This window comes from Amycolatopsis stemonae (assembly GCF_054781455.1).
Window position 1 is genome coordinate 114,468 of record NZ_BAAGUJ010000014.1, and the last position, 19,570, is coordinate 134,037.

Genomic DNA, 19,570 nt, shown 5'->3' on the forward strand with positions numbered 1-19,570 from the left:
GAGGACGAGATGACTGTCGACTACGTGGACGCGGGCGAGGCCATCGACCAGGGCACGCTGAGCGGCAAGGTCGCGGGCGGCGAGGTCGCCCCGCCGGTGGTGGCCCGGCTCGGGTACGAGCGCATCCTCGACGCCCGGTCCGAACCCCACAACTGGCTGACGTACTACGGCGCGTACGACGGGCAGCGGTACAGCCCGCTGGACCAGATCAACACCGAGACCGTGCACCGGCTCGTGCCCGCGTGGATCTTCCAGGCCGGCACGACGGGCCTGATCGCGGGCGCGTCGACCTACTCGTTCGAGGCGGCCCCGATCGTCGTCGACGGCGTCATGTTCCTTTCCGGCTGGGACGGCTGGGTGTGGGCCCTCGACGCGAAGACGGGCGTGGAGATCTGGCGCTACAAGCACGCCGTCCCGTTCGACGTCTCGCTGTGCTGCGGGAACGTCAACCGCGGGGTGGCGGTGGCCGCGGGCAAGGTCTTCTTCGTCGCGGCGAACGCGCGGCTGATCGCGCTCGACGCCACCACCGGCAAGCGGGTGTGGGCCAAGACCTACGGCGACGTGCGCGCCGGCGAGAGCGCCACGGTCGCGCCGCTGGTCGTGAAGAACCTGGTCATCGTCGGCAGTTCCGGCGGCGAGTTCGGCGTGCGCGGGCACCTCGACGCGTTCGACCTCGAGACCGGCGACCACCAGTGGCGCTGCTATATGGTGCCTAAGCCCGGTGAGCCCGGCTCGGAAACCTGGCCGTCCGAAGGCGAAGCGTGGGCGCGCGGCGGCGCGAACTGCTGGCTCACCAGCACGTTCGACGCCGAGACGAACCTGCTCTACGTCGGCACCGGCAACCCGGCGCCCGACTTCGACGGCGAAGTCCGCGAAGGGGACAACCTCTTCACGGACAGCATCGTCGCGGTCGACGTGGACAGCGGCCGGATCCGCTGGCACTACCAGTGCACGCCGCACGACCTGTGGGACTACGACAGCATCGCCGAATGCATCCTGTTCGAGCACGACGGCCGGAAGCTGCTCGGGCACTTCGACAAGAACGGCTACTTCTTCGTCCTCGACCGCACGAACGGCTCGCTGGTCCGGATCACGCCCTTCGTGGACCGCATCACCTGGGGCGCGATCACGCGCGACGGCCGGGTCACGGCGAAGGTGTACCCGGACAAGGAAGGCGTGCCGGTCCACTTCTACCCGGGCCCGGCGGGCGCCAAGGAATGGACGCACGCGTCCTACAGCCCGAAGACGGGGCTCTTCTACGTCCCGGTGCAGGACACCGGGGCGACGGCCACCCGGCGGCGCCGGGAGTTCCGGGAGAGCATCCCGTACTGGGGCGCGGGGGTCGCCGTCGACATCGACGACATGGCCGGCTCGATCAGTGCCTTCGACGCGAGCGGCGAGGAGAAGTGGCGCTGGCGCAACGAACTCCCGATGTGCGCGTCGACGCTCGCCACCGGCGGTGACCTGGTGTTCGCCGGTGAGCCGTCCGGCGAGTTCAACGCGCTGGACGCGCGCTCGGGGAAGCTTTTGTGGCAGTTCCAGTGCGGCAGCGGCCACCACAGCAGCCCGACGACGTATTCCGTCGACGGCCGGCAGTACGTCGCCGTGCCGGTCGGCTGGGGCGGCTGGGCCGAGGGCTTCCTCCCCGGCATGCTCGGCGCGGGCCACGGCAGCGCGCTGGTCGTCTTCGCCCTGCCGGAAACGTCGTGACGCGGCCCTGCGAATGGAGGTGAGTCCATGGAGTCACAGCTCGTCGTGTGGGAGACGCCGGAGTTCGACGAGATCGCCGTCGCACCCGAGGTGACGATGTACGTCGCCCAGCTGGACGACTGACACCACCGCTGTCGTGAGTGGTCAGGCGATGGGAACCGCCCTGGCCACTCACGACAAGCCGCCGCAGAACGGGAGGTCAAGGGATGACGGCGATCGCCGAGACGACTTTCGTCGAGACGTTGCGGGCCCACTCGCGCCGGTACCACGACCAGCACCCGTTCCACGTGCGGATGAACGCCGGCCTGCTGAGCCCGGAGCAGCTGCGCGGCTGGGTGGCGAACCGCTTCTACTACCAGGAAAACCTCCCCCGCAAGGACGCCGCGATCCTCGCGAACTGCCCCGACGTCGAGGTCCGCCGGCGCTGGATCCGCCGGATCACCGACCACGACGGCCGGCACGCGGGGGAGGGCGGGATCGAGGCCTGGCTCCGCCTCGGCGAAGCCGCCGGGCTGACCCGCGAAGAGGTCCGCGACCACCGGCACCTCGTGCCCGGCGTGCGGTTCGCCGTCGACTCCTACGTGACGTTCGCCCGGACGCGCCCGTGGGTCGAGGCGGTCGCGTCGTCGCTCACCGAGCTGTTCGCGCCCGACCTGATGGCGCGGCGGCTGGCCGCGTTCGAGCGGTGGTACCCGTGGATCGACGCGGACGGCCTCGCCTACTTCCGCGCCCGGCTCGAGCAGGCCCCGCGCGACTGCGAGCACGCCCTCGAGGTGGTCACCGGGCACTGCCCGACCGCCGAGTCCCGGGCCCGCGCCGTCGACGCGCTGTCGTTCAAGTGCGACGTCCTGTGGAGCCTGATGGACGCCGTCGACCGGGCGTACCCGCGGTGACCGAGGTGTCCACAAAGGACCGTCCCCGGCTGGCGCGCCACGTCCGGCTCGGCTACGACCGGGCGCGGCGACGGCCGATCCTGCTGCTCCCCGAGACGGTCGTGCTGCTGAACGGCACCGGCGGGGACATCCTCGGGCTGTGCGACGGGCACCGCACCGTGGCCGAGGTCGTCGCCGAGCTCGGCGCGCGGTACCAGCGCGTCCCCGACGACGAGGTGCGGCGGTTCCTGACCCGGCTCGTCGCCCGGCGCTGCGTGGAGCTCGCCGATGGCTAGCCCGTTCGGCCTGCTCGCCGAGCTCACCTACCGCTGCCCGCTGGCCTGCGCGTACTGCTCGAACCCGCTCAACCTGGCGGACTACTCCGACGAGCTCACCACCGGCGAATGGCGGCGCGTCCTGGGCGAGGCGCGCGACCTCGGCGTGCTGCAGTGCCACCTGTCCGGCGGGGAACCGCTGCTGCGGCGCGATCTCGCCGAAATCGTCGCGGAGGCTCATGCGCTCGGGCTGTACACCAACCTCGTGACCAGCGCGCTCGGGCTCACCCGCGCCCGCGCCGAGCGGCTGCGGGCGGCCGGGCTGGACCACGTGCAGGTCAGCGTCCAGGCCGACGAACCCGTGTTGTCCGACCGGATCGCCGGGCTGCCGTCCTTCCGGCGGAAGGTCGAGGCGATGGGCGTGGTCAAGGAGCTGGGCTGGCCGCTGACCCTGAACGTGGTGCTGCACCGGCAGAACATCGGCCGCGTCGCCGAGCTGCTCGCGCTGGCCGAAGAAGCCGGCGCCGACCGGGTGGAGCTGGCCAACACCCAGTACTACGGCTGGGCCTGGCGCAACCGGGCCGCGCTCCTCCCGACCCGCGCCCAGCTCGACGCGGCCGAGGCCGTCGTCCGGGCCGCGCGCGAACGGCTGCGCGTGGAAGTGATCTACGTGCTACCCGACTACTACAGCCGGTACCCGAAGCCCTGCATGGGCGGCTGGGCATCGCGGCAGCTGACGGTCACCCCCAACGGCGACGTCCTGCCGTGCCCGGCCGCGCAGTCCCTGCCGTTGCCGCGCGCGAGTGTCCGATCGGATTCCCTGGCGCGGATCTGGGCGGAAGCACCGGTGATGACGGCGTTCCGCGGCACGGACTGGCTGCCGGAGCCCTGCCACGGCTGCGCGCGGCGCGAGATCGACTTCGGCGGCTGCCGCTGCCAGGCGTTCCAGCTCACCGGCGACGCCGCCCGCACCGACCCGGTCTGCCACCTCTCGCCGGACCACCACCTCGTCGAGCGGGCGGTGGAGACGGCCGGTCCGGCTCGGCTGGTGCCCCGCCGAAGGCAAGCCGGTACGACGTGACCGGTTCGCGTCGAGCCGGGAGGCTGCGACAATCCGGTACGCGGCAGGGTCAGGCGGGCAGGGCGCGGATCCGGGTGAGCAGGTTCGCGGCCGTCGTCCCGCAGAGCTCCGCGAGCCGTGCCAGGGCCGCGGGGTCCAGGTGCACCTCGTGCGGGGCGCCGGTCGGGTCGCCGCACTCGGCGAGCCTGCCCTCGGCCCAGCGGCGGAACGGGGCCAGGTCCTGGTGCGGGGCCCGCACGACGCGGCGCAGGTCGACCCGGACGCCTTCGGCCTCCGTGGTGCCGAACGTGCCGAAGTACCGCTGCCCGACGCGGGCCAGCAGCGCCTCGGGCGACTCGTCCAGTGCCAGGCACAGCTCCACCAGCCGCACGACCGAGCACTGCCGGGTGCCGAGCTCGTAGGTCGCGAGCGTCTGCAGGGAGAGGTCGCTGTGCAGCCGGTGGTTGAGATCGCGGCGGGTCAGGCCGCGCTCGTGGCGCAGCCGGCGGAGCTCCTCGCCGAGCATTCGCTGGTAGGCACCGGCATCCAGCTGCACCCTCGCTCCTCTCCGTCGCGCGTCCGCCGCGGCCGGCGCGCACGGACACACTAGCCTCGCCCCCATCCCGGTTCCACGCCGAGCGGCCGCCGGAGCGTGAGTGGCACGCGCGCGGGCCGACCCCGTACATTGTGGCGGGCCGCGGCTCCGGCGGGAGCGCACTGGACGAGGAGGTGGCCGGCGGGTGCCCGACAGCTCCGCTTCCCCGGACCCGGTGACCGGGCTGCCCGGACGCGCGCTGTTCGAAGCCGGGCTGGCGCCCCTGCTGACCGCCGAAGACGGCGCGCAGGTCGCGTTGCTGCTGGTGGGCCTCGACGGGTTCGCCGTGGTGCGCGACGGCCTCGGGTTCGACGCGGCCGACGAGCTGCTCGCCGGGGCGGCGCGCACGCTCGAGGAGATCTTCGGTGACCGCAACGCGGTGCTGGCGCTGCTGCCCGGCGACGTCTTCGCCGTCGCGCTGCCGGGAGAACACGACGCGACGTCGGCGGGGGAGCTGGCGGAGGCGGTGATCGCCGCGCTGAGCCGTCCGTCCTATGTGGACGGCGTCGGCGTCGGGCTCAGCACGAGCATCGGCGTCTTCCTCGTCGGCACGAACAAGGCGCTCCCGGGCGAGGCGATCCGCTCGGCGCAGGTCGCGTTGCGCCGGGCGAAGGAGCTCGGCCGGACGCGGTGGGTGCTGTTCGACCCGGTCGCCGGGCACACCGACGCCGAGCGCTACCGCCTCGCGTGCGGCATCGCCGGCGCGCTGGAGTCCGGGGAACTGGCGGTCGTCTACCGCCCGCACGTCGTGCTCCCGGACGCGCGGATCATCACGTCGCTCAACGCCGTGCTCCGGTGGCGCCACCCCGAGCTCGGCGAGCTGCGGCCCGAGGAGTTCTACCCGCTCGCCGAGACCACCGGCATGACGGTCGCGCTCGGCCGGCACCTGCTGGCCGAGACGTTGCGCGCCGCCGGCGACTGGCGGGCCCGGTTCGGTGACGACGCGTCCACGGTGTGCCTGACCCTGCCGAGGCGGATGGCGATCGACGGCGACCTCGTGCGCTTCGTCGGCCAGGAGCTCGACCGCAACGGCCTCCGGCACCGGCACCTCATGCTCTGCACGGACGCGCCGTCGCTGCTGGACGACCGCGGCGACCTGCTCGGCTCCCTCGGCGAGCTGGCCCGGGCCGGCGTGGTGTTCGTCGTCACCATCACCGGGATGCCGGAGCTGGAGCTGCTGCCCGCGCTCGAGGTGCCGGCGCCGGCGGTGATGCTCACCGGGGCGGTCATCGACGCGCTGGAGGTCGACGACCCGCCGGAGCGGGCCGTGCGCACCATCCGGCAGCTGGTCGAGCGCGCCGAGGAGCTCGGGATCAAGGTCGGCGCCCGCGGCGTGCTCTCCGAGGCGCACGCGGAGCTGCTGTTCGGCATCGGGGTGGTCGTCGCGTCGGGGCCGTACCTGCCCACGTACTCGACCGCCGCGGAGGCCGAGACGTGGGTGGGCCGCAACTTCCCCCTGGGCTAGCGGCTCCCGCCTGGTGACGCCGGGAGACGTCTGCTCGCCGGCCTACTGGTGCACGTGGGTCTGCCAGTCGGCCGGGACCCGGCCTTCGGGACCCGGCACCGGCTGCGTGACCGGCCGGTGCTCCGGCGGCGCCAGCGCCGGGCCGTCGTAGGCCTCGCCCGTTTCGAAGCTGTAGAACCAGTCCTCGCCCGGCTCGAAGCTGCGGATCAGCGGGTGCCCGGTCGCCTTGTAGTGCGCCGTCGCGTGCTGGGCGGGCGAGGTGTCGCAGCACCCGATGTGGCCGCACTGGGCGCAGCGCCGCAGGTGCACCCACCAGCCGCCGGCGGCGAGGCATTCCGCGCAGCCGGTGCCGCTCGGCGGTGCGGTGACGTCGATTCCCTCGGTTTCGGCCATGCCGCCAGTCTGCCCCGTGCCGGGGCGCGGCGCATCAACCGGCCCGCGCGGCGGCGCGGGCCGCGGCGGCGTCCCGGCGTTCCTCGAACCGCGACGCCTGCGAATCGAGCGTCTTGAGGAACAGGTCCAGCTCGTCACGGGCCTGTTCGCCGACCTCGCCGAGGCCGGTCAGCTCGAACACCTTCCAGTACCGCAGCAGCGGCAGGACGACGTCGTCGTGGTGGATGCGCAGGTCGTAGATCCCGGCCTTGGCGATCAGCGCCGCCTTGCGCGCGAAGCTCGGGATGACGGCGCCCGGCATGGCGAAGTCGAGGACCTCGTCGGTGATGGCGCGCATCGCCGCGTCCGGTGAGATCTCCAGCGCGGCCTTCATCAGGTTCCGGTAGAAGACCATGTGCAGGTTCTCGTCGGTGGACACCCTGGCCAGCAGCTTTTCCGCGAGCGGGTCCTGGGTGTACTTGCCGGTGTTGCGGTGCGAAAGCCGGGTCGCGAGCTCCTGGAACGAGACGTACGCGCAGACGCGCAGCAGCGGCTTGTCCCCGCTGTCGTACCCGGCCTGCATGGTCTCCATCCGCATCCGCTCCAGCTCGACCGGGTCGACCGCGCGCGTGACGAGCAGGTAGTCGCGGATGCAGATGCCGTGGCGGCCCTCCTCCGCGGTCCAGCGGTGCACCCACGTCCCCCACGCGCCGTCGCGGCCGAAGGCGCGCTCGATCTCGCGGTGGTAGCTCGGCAGGTTGTCCTCGGTCAGCAGGTTGACCTCGAGCGCGGTCCGCGCGATGGGCGTCACCCGCGACTGCTCCGGGTCCCACGCCTCGCCCCCGAGGTCGGCGAAGTCCCGGCCTTGGCTCCACGGGACGTACTCGTGCGGCATCCACTCCTGGGCCACGGCGAGGTGCCGGTTGAGGTTCTCTTCGACCGTCCCCTCGAGCTCGTACATCATCCGGGTGCTCTCGGAAAGGGTCATGTCGGCGTCCTTCCGCAAACCTACGGGTCCGTAACTTACGGTACCGTAACTACGAACGAGCGGGGTGCGAAAGTGGTTCCCGTCTCCCTCTCAGAAGAGGGTGGCGGGCCCGGCCGGCGCCGGCTCGGGCAGCGGCTCGAGGCCGGGGACGAGCGCTCGCACGTCGTCGTGGAAGCGCCGGGCGAGTGTCGGCGCGTCGGCGTTGTCGGGGGTGTGCAGGAACACCGTCGGCGACCGGCCCTCACGCAGCCACCCGGCGACCACCGCGGCCCACGGCCGCCACCCGCCGACGGTCTCCTCGACCGAGTCCCGGCCCAGGTAGCGCACGACCGGCCGGTCGGTCAACGCCCGCGTCCGCCGCGGCAGCCGCGGCTTCTTGCCCCAGGCGTCCTGCTCGGCCTCGCTGGTCGGCGGCTTCCCGAAGAAGACCGTCGTGTCGAACGGCACCCACTCGGCACCGGCGTCGCCGAGCGCGCCTTCGAGCAGGGACGTCGAGCCGGCATCGGTGAAGAACCCGGGATGACGCACCTCCACGGCGCGCCGCCGGCCGGCGGGCAGCCGGCGCAGGAACCGGCCGAGGGCGTCGACGTCGGAAGGGCCGAACGAGCCGGGCAGCTGGGTCCACAGGACGGCCCGGTCCCCGAGGGGCTCGATCGCGTCCAGGAACGCCCGCATCTCGCCCTCGACCCCGGCGAACCGCTTTTCGTGCGTGACGACTTTGGGCACCTTGACCACGAACCGGAAGCCGGGATCGGTCTGCGCCGCCCAGGTCTCGACGGTGGCACGGGCGGGGGTCGCGTAGAAGGTGGTGTTGCCTTCGACGGCGTTGCACCAGCTCGCGTAGGCCCGCAGCCGCTCCTTGGCCGGCGACGGCGGGAGGAACCGCCCCAGCCAGGCCTTGTGGGTCCACATCGCGCAGCCGACGTGCAGACGGACCACCGGCTTCGGCTCCTTCGCTCGTGGGTGAAACCCGTCGAATGGTAGCGAAGGGCGAAGCCGCGCGCGGTGCGCCCGCGCGCGGCCCGGTTCCCGTTGTGGCGGCTAGCGCTGCAGGGTCAGGACTCCCGGCCGCCACGGCAGCTGGTCGTACGGGCCGCTCGCGCCGGGGGACTTCCCCTGGTAGAGCAACTGCAGGTTGCAGGGGTCGACGGTCATGGTCTGGTCCGGGTTGGCGCGGACCAGGTCGCCGTGACTGATGTCGTCGGTCCAGCCCGCGCCGCTGTTGGCCTTGCCCGCGAACGGGGTGCTTTCACTGGCCGCCTGCGGTGTCCACGAACCGCCGAGGCTGCTCGCCGTGAACGAGCGGAAGTAGCGCCCGTTCGCGCCGATCGCCTCGACGATCATGAGGTACTGGCTCTGTCCCTGGACCTTGTAGACCTGGACCGCCTCGAACAGGTTGTTCGTCGAGTCGCTCATGACCGTCGTGTACGACGAGCCGAAGCTGCCCGGGAAGGTCCCGATCGGCATGCTCGCGCGGTAGATCTTGCCGTTGTCGCCGGCGAAGAACAGGTACATCGTCGAGCCGTCGGCGATCAGGGTCTGGTCGATCGGGCCGGTGCCGGAACCGGAGATGCTGCCGGTGAACAGCGGCTGCGGAGACGACCAGCCGTTCGGGTTCGTGGGGTCGCTCGACGTGCGGTAGATGAAGGGCCACGCACCCCACTGGTACGCCAGCACCCAGATGTTCTTGGGAGCGAAGTAGAACAGCGTCGGCGCCACCGCGGCCTGGCTCATCCCGGTCTGGCCGGCCGAGGCCATGTCGGACCAGTTCGTGAACGGGCTGAACGCCATCGAGCCGTACGAGGACCCCGAGACGTTCGACGCGTAGACGAGGTGCTTGCCGTTGTAGACCACGTCGGTGAAGTCCTTGAGCGACACCCACCCGTTGCGCGGCGTCGCCAGCACGCCCGTCGACGACCAGCGGTACGTCGACGGGAGCGAACAGCCGCTCGAGGTCGGGGTCGTGGTCGGGGTGGAGCCCGGCAGGCCGGTCCACTTCTGGTTGCTGCCGCCGTGGCACGTCCAGATCTCCACCGCGGTGCCGTTGGCCGTGCCGGCGCCGACGACGTCCAGGCAGAGCCCGGACTGCACGCCGACGACGGTCCCGTCGGAGTTCACCCGCCACTGCTGGTTGGCCCCGCCGTGACAGGTCCAGATCTGCAGCCGCGTCCCGGCGGTCGTCGCGCTGCCGGGGACGTCCAGGCACTTGCCGCCGTACACCCTCAGCTCGCCGGCGTCCGTCGCCGTCCACTGCTGGTTCGCGCCGCCCGAGCAGTCGTAGATCTGCAGGGCGGCACCGTCGGTCTGGACGGCGTTCGCCACGTCCAGGCACCGGCCCGAACCGGCACCGCGCAGGGCGCCGGTGACGTCGGCCCGGGCCGCGCCGGCCCCCAGCGTCAGCGGCACCGTGACGGTCACCGCGGCGGTGAGCGCGGCGATCAGGAACCGGCGCCGGCGACTGGTTTTTCCGTTGTCCATGAGGAATTCCTCCTTGTCCGCTCGAAGTCCGCGTCAGGCGCAGGCGGTGCCGTCGAGGGCCGCCGACCGGAAGGGCGGTGCGCTGCCGGAGTAGTTCGCGTTGTAGCCGATCGTCGTGGTCGCGCCGGTGCCGAGCGCGCCGTTCCACGCCGCGCTGGCGACCTCGACGACGTCGCCGGTGTCGGTCCAGGTTCCGTTCCAGCCTTGGCTGACGGTCACGCCCGGCGCGGAGAAGGTGAGCGTCCAGTGGTCGAGCGGCGCTCCGTCGTTTTCGATGACGATCTCGCCGGTGTAGCCGGTCGACCAGGTGCTGACCACCCGCTGCGTGACCTTGCAGCCGCCGGACGGCGGCGGGGTCGTGCTGGTCGGCGGAGTGCTGGTGGGAGTCGTGCCGGTCGGTACCGGACCGGCCGCGACGGCGAGGTCGTAGGCCCGCTGCGGGACGAACTGGCCGGCCGCGGCGAGGCAGCCGTCCGCCTCGCCCGGCGGCTTGACCCAGAGGAAGGCGGCGATCCGCCCGTCGCCGGTGCGGTCGGTGCTCGGGGTGCCGATCGCGCGCCCGGCGGGGTCGCACCACTCGCTGCCCTGCGGCCCGTTGCCGTTGCGGCTCGTGTCGACGACGGCCTTCAGCCGCGAGTCGCCGACCTGGTCGAGGACCGCCTTGTCGTAGGCGACTTCGTCGCCGGTCGCGCGGTAGTTGGACACGTTGGTGGAGATGCCGTCGGCGCTGTTCGAAACGTCCGCGGCCCGCAGCCGGGCGGCGGCGTCGCCGGGCGAAAGCCAGGCGGAGTGGCCGATGTCGAAGTACACCTTCGCCTGGGACGAGCCGGCTTTGAGCCGTTTGCCCGCGTACGCGAGCGACGCGGTGGTCTGGCTCTGCTGGTCGGCGCTCTGGCAGTTCGTCATGAGCGCGAGCACGTCGGGTTCGAGCACGATCGCCGCGGGCCGGCCGGCCAGGCCGGCCGCCACCTGGTCGACCCAGGCGCGGTAGGCGTCGTGCGAGGGTGCGCCGCCGCCGCTGGCACCCCCGCAGTCGCGGTTGGGGATGTCGTAGACGACCAGGATCGGGATCTTCCCCGCGGCGGCCGCGGCTGCGGTGTAGGCGTCCACTTCACCGCGCACCGTCGACGTGTTCGTGGTGGTGAACCACCTCGCCTGCGGTACCGCGGCGATGCGGTCGCGGATCACCGCGGCGCGCGAGTCGCTCGGGTTCGCCGCCACCCACTTGGCCGCGTTGGTGCCCGGGTCGGTGTAGTACGCCGACTCGGCGGCCTGTGCGCCCGCCCAGGTGGTCGTGGCGACGACCCCGGTCGCGGCCAGTGCGGCCAGCGCTCCGGCTGCCACTGTTCTGCTTCGCATGCACCTTCTCCTTCGAACGACATCGCCGAAACCGAAAGTGCTGGGAGCGCTCCCACTAGGTCAGCACTGTAGCCGGGCGGACCGGATCGGGGAAGTGCCGGTCCGGCTGCCCCGGTTCGAAGAGTTCTCCCGTGAGCGGCCGCCGGGCCTGGTGCGGTTCGGCACCCGGCGGTCGGGAACGCCCGGATCCGCCGCGGTCGTCCGCGAGGCCGTCGCCTGCATTTATCCGTGCGACCGGTACACGAGTAGTCGCGTTCCATCGCGAACAAGCGCCAGCTGAAAACAACCTGGAAATGATCAACCTGACGAAGGGGTGGACACGCGGGTTGAAACAGGTGACAGTTTGTGCATCGATCGCCGCCGTTCTGGCAACCAATTCTTCACGCAGTGACCTCGGTCAAGGAAGAAGCGCTATGCGATCCTCTCTTCGTCGAAGAAGCCGAAGCATGATCCTCGCCGGGGCGGTCATCGGGACGGCCGTCGCCGGGTGCACCGTGGGCACCGATTCCGCGGTCCTGGCCACCGCGACCAACCTCGCGGTGGTGCAGTCCCTGCGTGACGCGCTGCCGCAAGCCGTCAAGGACGCCGGGGTGCTGCGGTTCGCCGGTGATGCGCACCCGCCGTACCGCACCGTCGCGCCGGACGGGTCGGTCACCGGGATCGACGCCGACTTCCAGGCCGCGATCGGGCAGGTGCTCGGCGTGAAGACCCAGACCGTCGTCGTCGCCGGGTTGCCGGCCGCGCTGCAGGGCATGCTGAGCAACCGGTACGACGCGTTCAACGGCCCGGTCAAGGCGACGGCCGAGCGCGAGAAGCAGTTCGACACGATCACCTGGATGACCACCCGCACGGCCTACGTGTTCCCCACCGATTCGACCGCCGGGATCGCCAAGGCCGAAGACCTCTGCGGCAAGCGCGTCGCCGTGGTGACCGCCAGCGTCGTCGAAGAGCAGCTGAACAAGCTTTCGCGGTTCTGCACGCAGAACAAGCGCCCGGCCACGCAGACCGTCGGGCTCGATGACACCGACGCCACGCTCCTGGCGACCCGCTCGGGCCGCGCGGACGCCGCGGGGATGACCGAAGCCGCCGCGATCGACGTCACGCACCGGCAGGGCGGGAACCGGTACGTCACCCAGACCGAAGCGCAGGGGGCGACCAAGGACAACCTCGCGCTGTACGTCCCCAAGTCCTCGAAACTGGGCCCGGTGCTGCAGAAGGTCTTCGAGGAGCTGTTCGAAGACGGCACGTACGTCGGGATCATGTCCCGCTGGGGGCTGAACCAGGTTTCGGTGCCCAAGCCGGTCTTCAACGCGGCCACGGCGGGCTAGCCGAACACCCGCCGCTGGATTTCGCGGCGGTAGTCCTCGAGCGTGTTGTCGAGGTGGACCGCCGCGGCTTCGGCGGCCGCTTCCGGGTCGCCGTCGCGGATGGCCGCGTAGATCGCCGCGTGCTCCTCGATCGCCTCCGCCGCGTGGCCGCCGACCGTGCCGTGCAGGCCGATCGTGCTGGACTGGCGCTGCAGCCGGCGGGCTTCGCGGACCGCGGCGAAGAGGAACTGGTTGTGGGACGCGGTCGCGATGCCGAGGTGGAAGTCTTCGTCGCCGCGGTCGAACAGCGCCGCCTGCTTCGTCAGGTGGCCTTCGCGGCAGGTTTCCGCGGCCGTCTCGATCGCCCGCAGTTCGACCGGGGTGGCGCGGGTCGCGGCCAGCCGGCTGGCGGTCATCTCCTGGACGCGGCGGAACTCGAACAGCATGTAGACGTGGTCGAGGTCGGTCGGCAGGAAGTACCCCGACCAGCGGGCCGAGCCGAGCATGCCCTCGTCGTCGGCCACGTACAGCCCGCGGCCCTTCTGCGCGCGGACGCGGCCGAGCGCGGACAGGATCTTGATCGCCTCGCGCACCACGGTGCGCGACGTGCCCAGCCGTGTGGCCAGCTCGTTCTCCGTCGGCATCCGGTCCCCGGGCCGCAGTTCGAGGTCGGCGATCAGCTGGAGGACCTGTTCGGCGACGAGCTCGTAGCCCGGCCGGTACGGGACCGGCTCGGGCTCGCTCGGTGCGGGCATGTCGACCACCCACTGGCCTCCTTCGTGCTGGGGTAACTGTCCGTGTGAAGACGATACATCCGCGGTCCCCGACCTCAAATGTGTACGACTCATTTGCCGCCGACCCTTGACTGAAACGAGTGGAAGGACTGTGATAGGGCCGCCGGAGCCGAGTATGTGTCTGACACATGTCGGCAGCCACGACGAAGTGGGGTACCTCATGACAGGTCATGCGCGCGCCGCCGGAGCCCTCCGGCTGGTCCTCGGTGTGGTGGCCGTTCTCGCGGCGGTCACGGCCTGCGGGAACGGCGGCAGCGGCGGCGGCGCCCAAGGCGGGTTCCAGCCGGCGCCGCAGACCGGCGGGAAGATCACCGTCTGGGTCGACTCGACGCGGCTGCCCGCGGCGCAGCTGTACCAGAAGCAGCACCCCGCGGTGCAGCTGGACATCGTCACCTACGACGGCGACGCCAACGGCTCGAACTACCTGCAGACCAAGGTGGGCCTGTTCAACCGGACCCGCAGCGGCTGGCCGGACGTCGTGTTCAGCTCGCAGAACAACGAGACGGCGTGGGCGGTGCAGGCGGGGTTCACGGCGCCGCTCGACAAGGGGCAGATCCCGGACGCCACGCTGAAGGGCTGGACCGCCGGCGCGAACGACCCCTGCACGGTCGACGGCACGCTGTACTGCCTGCGCAACGACCTGGCGCAGACCGTCCTCTGGTACGACGCGTCCTTGATGCGGTCCTGGGGTTACCAGGTCCCCAAGACCTGGGAGGAGTACCAAGCGCTCGGCGAGCGCGTCGCGGCCGAGCACCCGGGGTACCTCGTCGGCGCAGCCGGGGACAGCTTCGCCCCGGAGATCTACCTCTGGGCCTCGAAGTGCGGCGCCAACGAGATCACCGGCCCCAAGGCGGTCAGGGTGAACACCACGAGCCCGAACTGCACGCGGATGGCGGCCCTGCTCGACACGCTCGTCAAGAACAAGACGATGTCGACCGGCAGCGTGTTCAGCTCCGACTTCGCCAAGAACGCCGCGGACAAGATCCTCATGCTGCCCGGGCCGTCCTGGTTCGGCGGCTCGGTGTTCCAGGAGTCGCTGAAGACGCCGGCCGGCCGGATCGCCGTCGCGCCGATGCCGCAGTGGGCCGGCGACCCGGAACCGTCGGTGGGCAACGTCGGCGGCGGCACCTGGCTGCTGTCCGCGCACAGCGCCAACCTCAAGGACGCCACCGACTTCCTCACCTGGGTCACCACCGCGGACGACTACCAGGGCCAGGTGGCGCCGGGGTACCCCGCGTACGCGGCGGCGGCGAAGACGTGGCTGGCCAAGCAGTCCTCCGGCAAGTACTACGCCAACGACGTCGCGGCGCCGCTGCAGGCGGCCGCCCCGCAGGTGTGGCGCGGGTGGGGGTACGGGCAGTTCAGCCAGGAGGCGATCTGGGCCGCGACCATCACGCCGGGGCTGACCGCGGGCAAGTCGATCGTCTCGATGCTGCCCGAATGGCAGACCGCGATCACGAACTACGCGCAGTCCAACGGGTACGAGGTCAGCCGGTGACCACCGCGCGGCGGGGATCCGGGCACCTGTTCGTCGCGGCCTACGTCGTCCTGCTGATCGCGTTCGGCGTCATCCCCACGGTGTACGCCGTGTACTTCGCCTTCACCGACGCGGGCGACCACTTCGCCGGCCTGAGCAACTTCGTCCGGGCCGCCACCGACTTCCGGTACTTCGCCGCCGTCGGGCACGTGGTGCTCTACCTGCTGTGCTGGCTCGTGTCGCTGGTGGTGTTCGTGGTCGGGCTGGCGCTGCTGCTGCACCGGCTGACCGCGGACGCCGTCGGCAAGACGCTGCGCTTCCTCTACTACGTCCCGGGCGCGCTGGCCGGGGCCGCGAGCGTCATGGTGTGGCTGTTCATGCTGGACCCGGCGGTGAGCCCGGTGAGCGCGCTGCTGCGCGTGGCCGGGTTCGGCACCTTCGCCCAGGTCGTCGCGCCGGGCCACCTCCCGGTCCTGTTCACGCTGATCGCGTTCTGGACCGGGGCGGGCGGCTGGATCGTGGTGATGTACGGCGCGTTGAACAACATCTCGCCCGATCTGCTGGAGGCAGCCCGGATCGACGGCGCCGGCCCGTGGCAGACGGCCTGGCGCATCCAGATCCCGTTGCTGCGCAAGTGGATCGTCTACATGGTGATCCTGGCGTTCGCCGGCGGGACGCAGCTGTTCGTCGAACCGCAGCTGCTGTCCCAGGCGAGCGTCGGTGTCGCCGGGCGGGACTACTCGCTCAACCAGCTCTCCTACGACTTCGCCTTCCAGAACGACAACGTGAACACCGCCGCGGCCATCTCGGTGGAGCTGCTGCTGGTCGGGCTGGTGGTCGCGGGCGTGTTCGTCGCACGATCGGGGTTCTTCGATGCCGACTGACACCGCCGTCCGGGCACCCGAGGCCGTGGCCCGCGTGCGTTCGGTGCGTCGCGGCCGGAAGCTGCCGAACCCGGTTTCGGCGCTGGTTCTGGTGCTGTTCCTCGTCTTCTTCGTGCTGCCGGTGCTGTGGCTCGTGCTGGCGGCGACGAAGACCGACGACCAGCTCGTGCACGGCAACCCGCTGTCGTTCGGGTCGTGGCGGGCGCTGGCGGACAACTGGACCGCGCTGACGTCCTTCCAGGACAACGCGATCTTCCTCTGGCTGGGCAATTCCGCGCTGTATTCGTTCGTGGCCTTGGCGATCACGTTGTGCGTGGCGATCCCGGCCGGCTACGCGCTCGCGATGACCGAGTTCCGCGGCCGGAAGACGTTGCTGGTCGCGACGCTGGTCGTGATGCTGATGCCGAACGCGACCCTCGTCGTGCCGCTGTTCCTCGAGCTCAACGCGGTGCGGCTGATCGGTTCGATGTGGTCGGTCGTCCTGCCGTACGCGTTCTACCCGTTCGGCGTGTACCTGACCTACATCTACTTCACGACCGCGGTGCCCCGCGACCTGATCGACGCGGCGAAGCTCGACGGCTGCACGCAGTTCGGCGTGTTCCGCCACGTCGCCCTGCCGCTGGCCGCGCCGATCGTCGCGCTCGTCGGGTTCTTCAGCTTCGTGGCCAACTGGACGAACTACTTCCTGCCCTACGTCCTGCTGCCGCAGAGCGACCAGTTCCCGGTGCAGGTGGGGCTGGGCACGTTGCTGAACTCGGTGCCGCAGTTCAACCCGACGGTCGGCACCGCGGCGGTGGAGCGGCCGGAGCTCGCGCTGGCGACGCTGCTGGCGATCACCCCGGTGCTCGTCGTTTTCCTGTTCTCCCAGCGCTTCCTGGTCGCCGGGATGCTGGCCGGCGCGACCAAGGAGTAGCGTGCACCCCCACATCACGGCCTCGGTCCCCCTGCTCGAACCCCCGGGCTGGGCGATCGCCCAACGAGAACTCTTCACGCTGTTGGACCGCGCGTGGCGGCGGTTCTCCCGCGACTTCACCGGCCCGGACGGCCGTCTGACCTACGAAGACCGGCTGACCTCCCGCGACGGCGTCGACGACTTCTACGAGACGTTCTTCAACTGGCCCCAGCTCTACCTGCTCGGCGGCGCCGACGACCTGCTCGCCGAGTCGGAGCGGCACTGGGAAGGCGTCACCCGGCAGCTGACCGGGCTGGGCATGCTGGCGGGCGAGTACGAACGCGGCTACGACTGGTTCCACCAAGGCGAAGGCCTGCTGCTGCTGTACTTCCTGTGCATGGCGGCGCCCGAGCGGTGGCGCGAGCGGGCGCTGCGGTTCGCGGAGCTCTACGTCGACCCGGCCCACGGCAACTACGACCCCGCGCACCGCATCATCCGCCGTCCCCACAACGGCAGCGATCCGGCGCGCGAAGGGCTCTTCGACGGCGATTCCTACCCGTGGCTGCCCGCCGAGGCCGCGATGTACGGCTTCCCGCTGGAATGGCTGGTGCCCCCGGACGCCGGGGAACCGCCGCGGGACCGCGATCCCCGTCTGGGCGAGGAGATGCGACGACGGATCGGCGTCGGGGACACCGCGGTCAACCTGGCCGCGGCCGGGCTCGTGTTCAACGCGGTGCTGCTGTCCGGCGACGAGCGCTACCGCGACTGGCTCGCCGAGTACGTCGGCGCGTGGCGGGACCGCGCGGCGGCCAACAACGGCATCCTCCCGGACAACGTCGCCCCCGACGGGACCGTCGGCGGGCTGCTGGACGGCCGCTGGTACGGCGGCCACTACGGCTGGTCCTGGCCGCACGGCTGGTACAGCGTCGGGCACGCGGCCGTCGTCGCGGCCCTCTCCGCCGCGCTCGCCACCGGCGACGACACCTTCACCGATCTCGTCCGCCCGGCGCTGGACGAAGTGATCGCGCACGGCAAGGTCATGGCGTTCACCGAAGCGGACTCGAGCCTCGCTTCCAAGTGGACGGCCCAGCTGCGCGAACACGTGGACACCCCGGCGCTGCACGTCCCCTTCCGCTACGACGACCGGGGCTGGTTCGACTACAACCCGATGCTCATGGGCGTCCCGGTCGCGCTGTGGCACCACTCGGGCGCGCCGGCGGACCGGGAGCGCCTCGACCGGCTGCGCGCGGCGGACGGCCACGACTGGCGGACCGTGGTTCCGTTCCGCAGCAAGGAGGAGGCCGGGCACGAACAGCCGTGGTTCGCCTACCTCGCCGGGGACAACCCGGACTACCCGGAGCGGATCCTGGCCGCCGCCCAGGCGCAGGTCCGGCACCGGCTGGCCCGGATGGAACGCCACCGCGGCCGTCCCGTGCCCGAGGCCGACATCCACCTGTGGCAGCAGTCCAACCCCGTGGTGACCGAGGCGCTGGTCCAGCTCACCTGGGGCGGTCCGCAGGTTGTCTACAACGGCGGGCTGCAGCAGGCCCGCGTCCGCTACTACGACGCCGACGTGCGCCGGCCCGGCCTGCCCCCGTCGGTGGCGGCGCTGGTGTCCGCGATCGATCCCGAGGCGACACTGGTCGAGCTGGTCAACCTGGACCCGGAGCAGCCGCGGTCGGTGCTCGTCCAAGCGGGAGCGTTCGCCGAGCACCACATCCGCACGGCGGGCTACACCCGGTGCGACGACCCGTCGTGGCTGGGCGGCCTCTACGACTACGGCCACCGCGAACCGGTCGTGACGCACGGCTCGATCGACGTCGACGGCCCGTGGCTGCGGGTGGACCTGCCGCGGTCCACCCGGATCCGCCTGAACCTGCGGCTCGCGGTGCGGGTCCGCCCGCCTTCCTACGCGACGCCGTTCGACGAGGGGGCGGCATGATGTCCGCCGTCGAGGCGGTGCTCCGCGTTCCTCGGACTCACGGGTTCAGGGCGAACGCGGCTCCGGTGAGCCGCTCGGAGGTCTGCCAGACGCGCTGGGCCTCGTCCGCGTCACGCAACGGCCGGTACAGGCTCTGCGCGGCGGGCGGGCCGCCCAAGCCGCCGGGGCCGCTGGGGCCGTAGAAGGGGGCGGGCTCGGGGTCGGTGGCGGCCAGCAGGGCGGGCAGCTTCGCGGTCTCGACGGTGCCCACCAGGATGCCGCGGGCCGAAAGCGCCCGGATCAGCCGGACCTGCGGGGTGTCCTTGCCCCGCCCGAGCTCGGGGCGGGCGGCCAGGAGGCTGGTGGGCGCGACGCCGGGGTGCGAAAGGGTGCTGGTGATGCCCCAGCCCGCAGCCTCGCTGCGCCGCTGGAGTTCGAGCCCGAAGAGGCCGAACGCGATCTTGGACTGGCGGTAGGCGCGCATGCCGTCGTAGCCGCGTTCCCAGTTCAGGTCGGCCCAGTTGATCTCGCCGCCGCGGGCGGCGATGCTGATCTGCGAAGTGACCCGGGCGCGGCCGGCGCGCAGCAGCGGGAGGAGCCCGGCGACCAGCGCGAAGTGGCCGAGGTGGTTGGTGCCGAACTGCAGCTCGAAGCCGTCGGCCGTGGTCTGCCGGTCCGGCGGCGTCATCACCCCGGCGTTGTTGATCAGCAGGTGGATCGGGCGGCCCTCGTCGCGCAGGGTGGCGCCCAGGGCGGTGACGGACTCCAGCGACGAGAGGTCGAGGCCGCGCAGCGAGACGTCGGCGCCGGGAGCGGCCTGTCTGATGCTGCCGAGGGCGGCTTCGCCCTTGCGCGGGTTGCGGACGGGCAGGATCACCTCCGCGCCGGCCGCGGCCAGCCGGGTGGCGATCCCCAGCCCCATCCCGTCGCTGGCGCCGGTGACGACGGCGCGCTGCCCGGTCAGGTCCGGGACGTCGATGTCGATCTGCTTGCGTGGCATGGATCCGGCTCCTCCGAGTGGTCGTGTCCCCGATCCTCGGCCGACGGCGCGGCGCTATCCAGGACTTCCCGATCACAGGCTCGCCAAGATCACCCTTACGGGTCCGGAGAGGGGGATCGGC

19 protein-coding genes are annotated in these 19,570 nt (G+C 71.6%); 11 read left to right on the forward strand and 8 right to left on the reverse strand.

Going from position 1 to position 19,570, the window contains the following annotated elements; translation table 11 throughout:
* Window positions 1-9: 9 nt before the first annotated feature.
* The 5 genes from ACYVLJ_RS37385 to pqqE all read left to right on the forward strand — a co-directional run bounded on the left by ACYVLJ_RS37385 (window position 10) and on the right by pqqE (window position 3,938).
* Complete coding sequence (locus ACYVLJ_RS37385) at window positions 10-1,710, forward strand: PQQ-dependent dehydrogenase, methanol/ethanol family (RefSeq protein WP_451984563.1); 1,701 nt, start codon at window positions 10-12, stop codon at window positions 1,708-1,710.
* Between the two features lie 27 nt (window positions 1,711-1,737).
* Window positions 1,738-1,833 (forward strand): pyrroloquinoline quinone precursor peptide PqqA, encoded by a 96-nt coding sequence (pqqA, locus tag ACYVLJ_RS37390; RefSeq protein ID WP_451984565.1) that lies wholly within the window; start codon window positions 1,738-1,740, stop codon window positions 1,831-1,833.
* 83 nt (window positions 1,834-1,916) lie between these two features.
* Window positions 1,917-2,603, forward strand: coding sequence for a pyrroloquinoline-quinone synthase PqqC (gene pqqC / locus ACYVLJ_RS37395; RefSeq protein ID WP_451987846.1), 687 nt, complete (start codon window positions 1,917-1,919; stop codon window positions 2,601-2,603).
* Between the two features lie 5 nt (window positions 2,604-2,608).
* Window positions 2,609-2,878, forward strand: coding sequence for a pyrroloquinoline quinone biosynthesis peptide chaperone PqqD (gene pqqD / locus ACYVLJ_RS37400; protein ID WP_451987848.1), 270 nt, complete (start codon window positions 2,609-2,611; stop codon window positions 2,876-2,878).
* Window positions 2,871-3,938 (forward strand): pyrroloquinoline quinone biosynthesis protein PqqE, encoded by a 1,068-nt coding sequence (gene pqqE / locus ACYVLJ_RS37405; protein ID WP_460442219.1) that lies wholly within the window; start codon window positions 2,871-2,873, stop codon window positions 3,936-3,938. The genes pqqD and pqqE overlap by 8 nt, the downstream gene beginning before the upstream one ends.
* 49 nt (window positions 3,939-3,987) lie before the next feature.
* On the opposite strand, the gene ACYVLJ_RS37410 is transcribed toward pqqE, so the two are convergent.
* On the reverse strand, window positions 3,988-4,473 hold the full coding sequence (locus tag ACYVLJ_RS37410) for a helix-turn-helix transcriptional regulator (protein WP_451987850.1): 486 nt from the start codon (window positions 4,471-4,473) through the stop codon (window positions 3,988-3,990).
* Between the two features lie 184 nt (window positions 4,474-4,657).
* Here ACYVLJ_RS37410 and ACYVLJ_RS37415 point away from each other — a divergent pair, with 184 nt between their 5' ends.
* The gene (locus ACYVLJ_RS37415; RefSeq protein ID WP_460442220.1) at window positions 4,658-5,977 is read left to right on the forward strand and encodes an EAL domain-containing protein; all 1,320 of its coding nucleotides are present in this window, start codon (window positions 4,658-4,660) and stop codon (window positions 5,975-5,977) included.
* Between the two features lie 42 nt (window positions 5,978-6,019).
* Here ACYVLJ_RS37415 and ACYVLJ_RS37420 read toward each other — a convergent pair whose 3' ends face one another.
* From ACYVLJ_RS37420 to ACYVLJ_RS37440, 5 genes are all read right to left on the reverse strand, one after another.
* Window positions 6,020-6,370: a ubiquitin carboxyl-terminal hydrolase family protein gene (locus tag ACYVLJ_RS37420; RefSeq protein WP_460442221.1), complete on the reverse strand. Its 351-nt coding sequence runs from the start codon at window positions 6,368-6,370 to the stop codon at window positions 6,020-6,022.
* Between the two features lie 34 nt (window positions 6,371-6,404).
* Window positions 6,405-7,337: an acyl-ACP desaturase gene (locus tag ACYVLJ_RS37425; RefSeq protein ID WP_451987856.1), complete on the reverse strand. Its 933-nt coding sequence runs from the start codon at window positions 7,335-7,337 to the stop codon at window positions 6,405-6,407.
* A gap of 90 nt (window positions 7,338-7,427) precedes the next feature.
* Window positions 7,428-8,249, reverse strand: a complete 822-nt coding sequence (locus tag ACYVLJ_RS37430) for a DUF72 domain-containing protein (RefSeq protein ID WP_460442278.1) — start codon at window positions 8,247-8,249, stop codon at window positions 7,428-7,430.
* Window positions 8,250-8,378: 129 nt separating this feature from the next.
* The gene (locus ACYVLJ_RS37435; RefSeq protein ID WP_460442222.1) at window positions 8,379-9,815 is read right to left on the reverse strand and encodes a non-reducing end alpha-L-arabinofuranosidase family hydrolase; all 1,437 of its coding nucleotides are present in this window, start codon (window positions 9,813-9,815) and stop codon (window positions 8,379-8,381) included.
* 33 nt (window positions 9,816-9,848) lie between these two features.
* Window positions 9,849-11,159, reverse strand: a complete 1,311-nt coding sequence (locus ACYVLJ_RS37440; protein WP_460442279.1) for a glycoside hydrolase family 6 protein — start codon at window positions 11,157-11,159, stop codon at window positions 9,849-9,851.
* Between the two features lie 461 nt (window positions 11,160-11,620).
* Between ACYVLJ_RS37440 and ACYVLJ_RS37445 the strand changes: the two genes are divergently transcribed.
* Complete coding sequence (locus ACYVLJ_RS37445; RefSeq protein ID WP_460442223.1) at window positions 11,621-12,502, forward strand: type 2 periplasmic-binding domain-containing protein; 882 nt, start codon at window positions 11,621-11,623, stop codon at window positions 12,500-12,502.
* On the opposite strand, the gene ACYVLJ_RS37450 is transcribed toward ACYVLJ_RS37445, so the two are convergent.
* A complete protein-coding gene (locus tag ACYVLJ_RS37450; RefSeq protein WP_451987862.1) occupies window positions 12,499-13,236 on the reverse strand; it encodes a FadR/GntR family transcriptional regulator in 738 nt (245 codons plus the stop codon). The genes ACYVLJ_RS37445 and ACYVLJ_RS37450 overlap by 4 nt on opposite strands.
* A gap of 199 nt (window positions 13,237-13,435) precedes the next feature.
* Here ACYVLJ_RS37450 and ACYVLJ_RS37455 point away from each other — a divergent pair, with 199 nt between their 5' ends.
* The 4 genes from ACYVLJ_RS37455 to ACYVLJ_RS37470 are packed head-to-tail and all read left to right on the forward strand — an operon-like array spanning window position 13,436 to window position 18,470.
* The gene (locus ACYVLJ_RS37455) at window positions 13,436-14,773 is read left to right on the forward strand and encodes an ABC transporter substrate-binding protein (protein WP_460442224.1); all 1,338 of its coding nucleotides are present in this window, start codon (window positions 13,436-13,438) and stop codon (window positions 14,771-14,773) included.
* A complete protein-coding gene (locus tag ACYVLJ_RS37460; protein ID WP_460442225.1) occupies window positions 14,770-15,636 on the forward strand; it encodes a carbohydrate ABC transporter permease in 867 nt (288 codons plus the stop codon). Before ACYVLJ_RS37455 ends, ACYVLJ_RS37460 begins: the two co-directional genes overlap by 4 nt.
* The gene (locus ACYVLJ_RS37465; RefSeq protein WP_460442226.1) at window positions 15,626-16,549 is read left to right on the forward strand and encodes a carbohydrate ABC transporter permease; all 924 of its coding nucleotides are present in this window, start codon (window positions 15,626-15,628) and stop codon (window positions 16,547-16,549) included. The genes ACYVLJ_RS37460 and ACYVLJ_RS37465 overlap by 11 nt, the downstream gene beginning before the upstream one ends.
* Window position 16,550: 1 nt before the next feature.
* Entirely contained in the window at window positions 16,551-18,470 is a 1,920-nt protein-coding gene (locus tag ACYVLJ_RS37470) for a hypothetical protein (RefSeq protein ID WP_460442227.1), read from the forward strand.
* Between the two features lie 37 nt (window positions 18,471-18,507).
* Here ACYVLJ_RS37470 and ACYVLJ_RS37475 read toward each other — a convergent pair whose 3' ends face one another.
* On the reverse strand, window positions 18,508-19,449 hold the full coding sequence (locus tag ACYVLJ_RS37475) for an SDR family oxidoreductase (RefSeq protein ID WP_460442228.1): 942 nt from the start codon (window positions 19,447-19,449) through the stop codon (window positions 18,508-18,510).
* Window positions 19,450-19,570: the final 121 nt, after the last annotated feature.

What these genes read in the sequence shown, in the direction of transcription:
- ACYVLJ_RS37455 (WP_460442224.1), top strand. Translation starts at nt 13,436, where the DNA reads ATGACAGGTCATGCGCGCGCCGCCGGAGCCCTCCGGCTGGTCCTCGGT.
- pqqA (WP_451984565.1), top strand. Translation starts at nt 1,738, where the DNA reads ATGGAGTCACAGCTCGTCGTGTGGGAGACGCCGGAGTTCGACGAGATC.
- ACYVLJ_RS37425 (WP_451987856.1), bottom strand. Translation starts at nt 7,337, where the DNA reads ATGACCCTTTCCGAGAGCACCCGGATGATGTACGAGCTCGAGGGGACG.
- ACYVLJ_RS37475 (WP_460442228.1), bottom strand. Translation starts at nt 19,449, where the DNA reads ATGCCACGCAAGCAGATCGACATCGACGTCCCGGACCTGACCGGGCAG.
- ACYVLJ_RS37430 (WP_460442278.1), bottom strand. Translation starts at nt 8,249, where the DNA reads ATGTGGACCCACAAGGCCTGGCTGGGGCGGTTCCTCCCGCCGTCGCCG.
- pqqE (WP_460442219.1), top strand. Translation starts at nt 2,871, where the DNA reads ATGGCTAGCCCGTTCGGCCTGCTCGCCGAGCTCACCTACCGCTGCCCG.
- ACYVLJ_RS37450 (WP_451987862.1), bottom strand. Translation starts at nt 13,236, where the DNA reads ATGCCCGCACCGAGCGAGCCCGAGCCGGTCCCGTACCGGCCGGGCTAC.
- ACYVLJ_RS37465 (WP_460442226.1), top strand. Translation starts at nt 15,626, where the DNA reads ATGCCGACTGACACCGCCGTCCGGGCACCCGAGGCCGTGGCCCGCGTG.
- pqqC (WP_451987846.1), top strand. Translation starts at nt 1,917, where the DNA reads ATGACGGCGATCGCCGAGACGACTTTCGTCGAGACGTTGCGGGCCCAC.
- ACYVLJ_RS37445 (WP_460442223.1), top strand. Translation starts at nt 11,621, where the DNA reads ATGATCCTCGCCGGGGCGGTCATCGGGACGGCCGTCGCCGGGTGCACC.
- ACYVLJ_RS37385 (WP_451984563.1), top strand. Translation starts at nt 10, where the DNA reads ATGACTGTCGACTACGTGGACGCGGGCGAGGCCATCGACCAGGGCACG.
- ACYVLJ_RS37435 (WP_460442222.1), bottom strand. Translation starts at nt 9,815, where the DNA reads ATGGACAACGGAAAAACCAGTCGCCGGCGCCGGTTCCTGATCGCCGCG.
- ACYVLJ_RS37420 (WP_460442221.1), bottom strand. Translation starts at nt 6,370, where the DNA reads ATGGCCGAAACCGAGGGAATCGACGTCACCGCACCGCCGAGCGGCACC.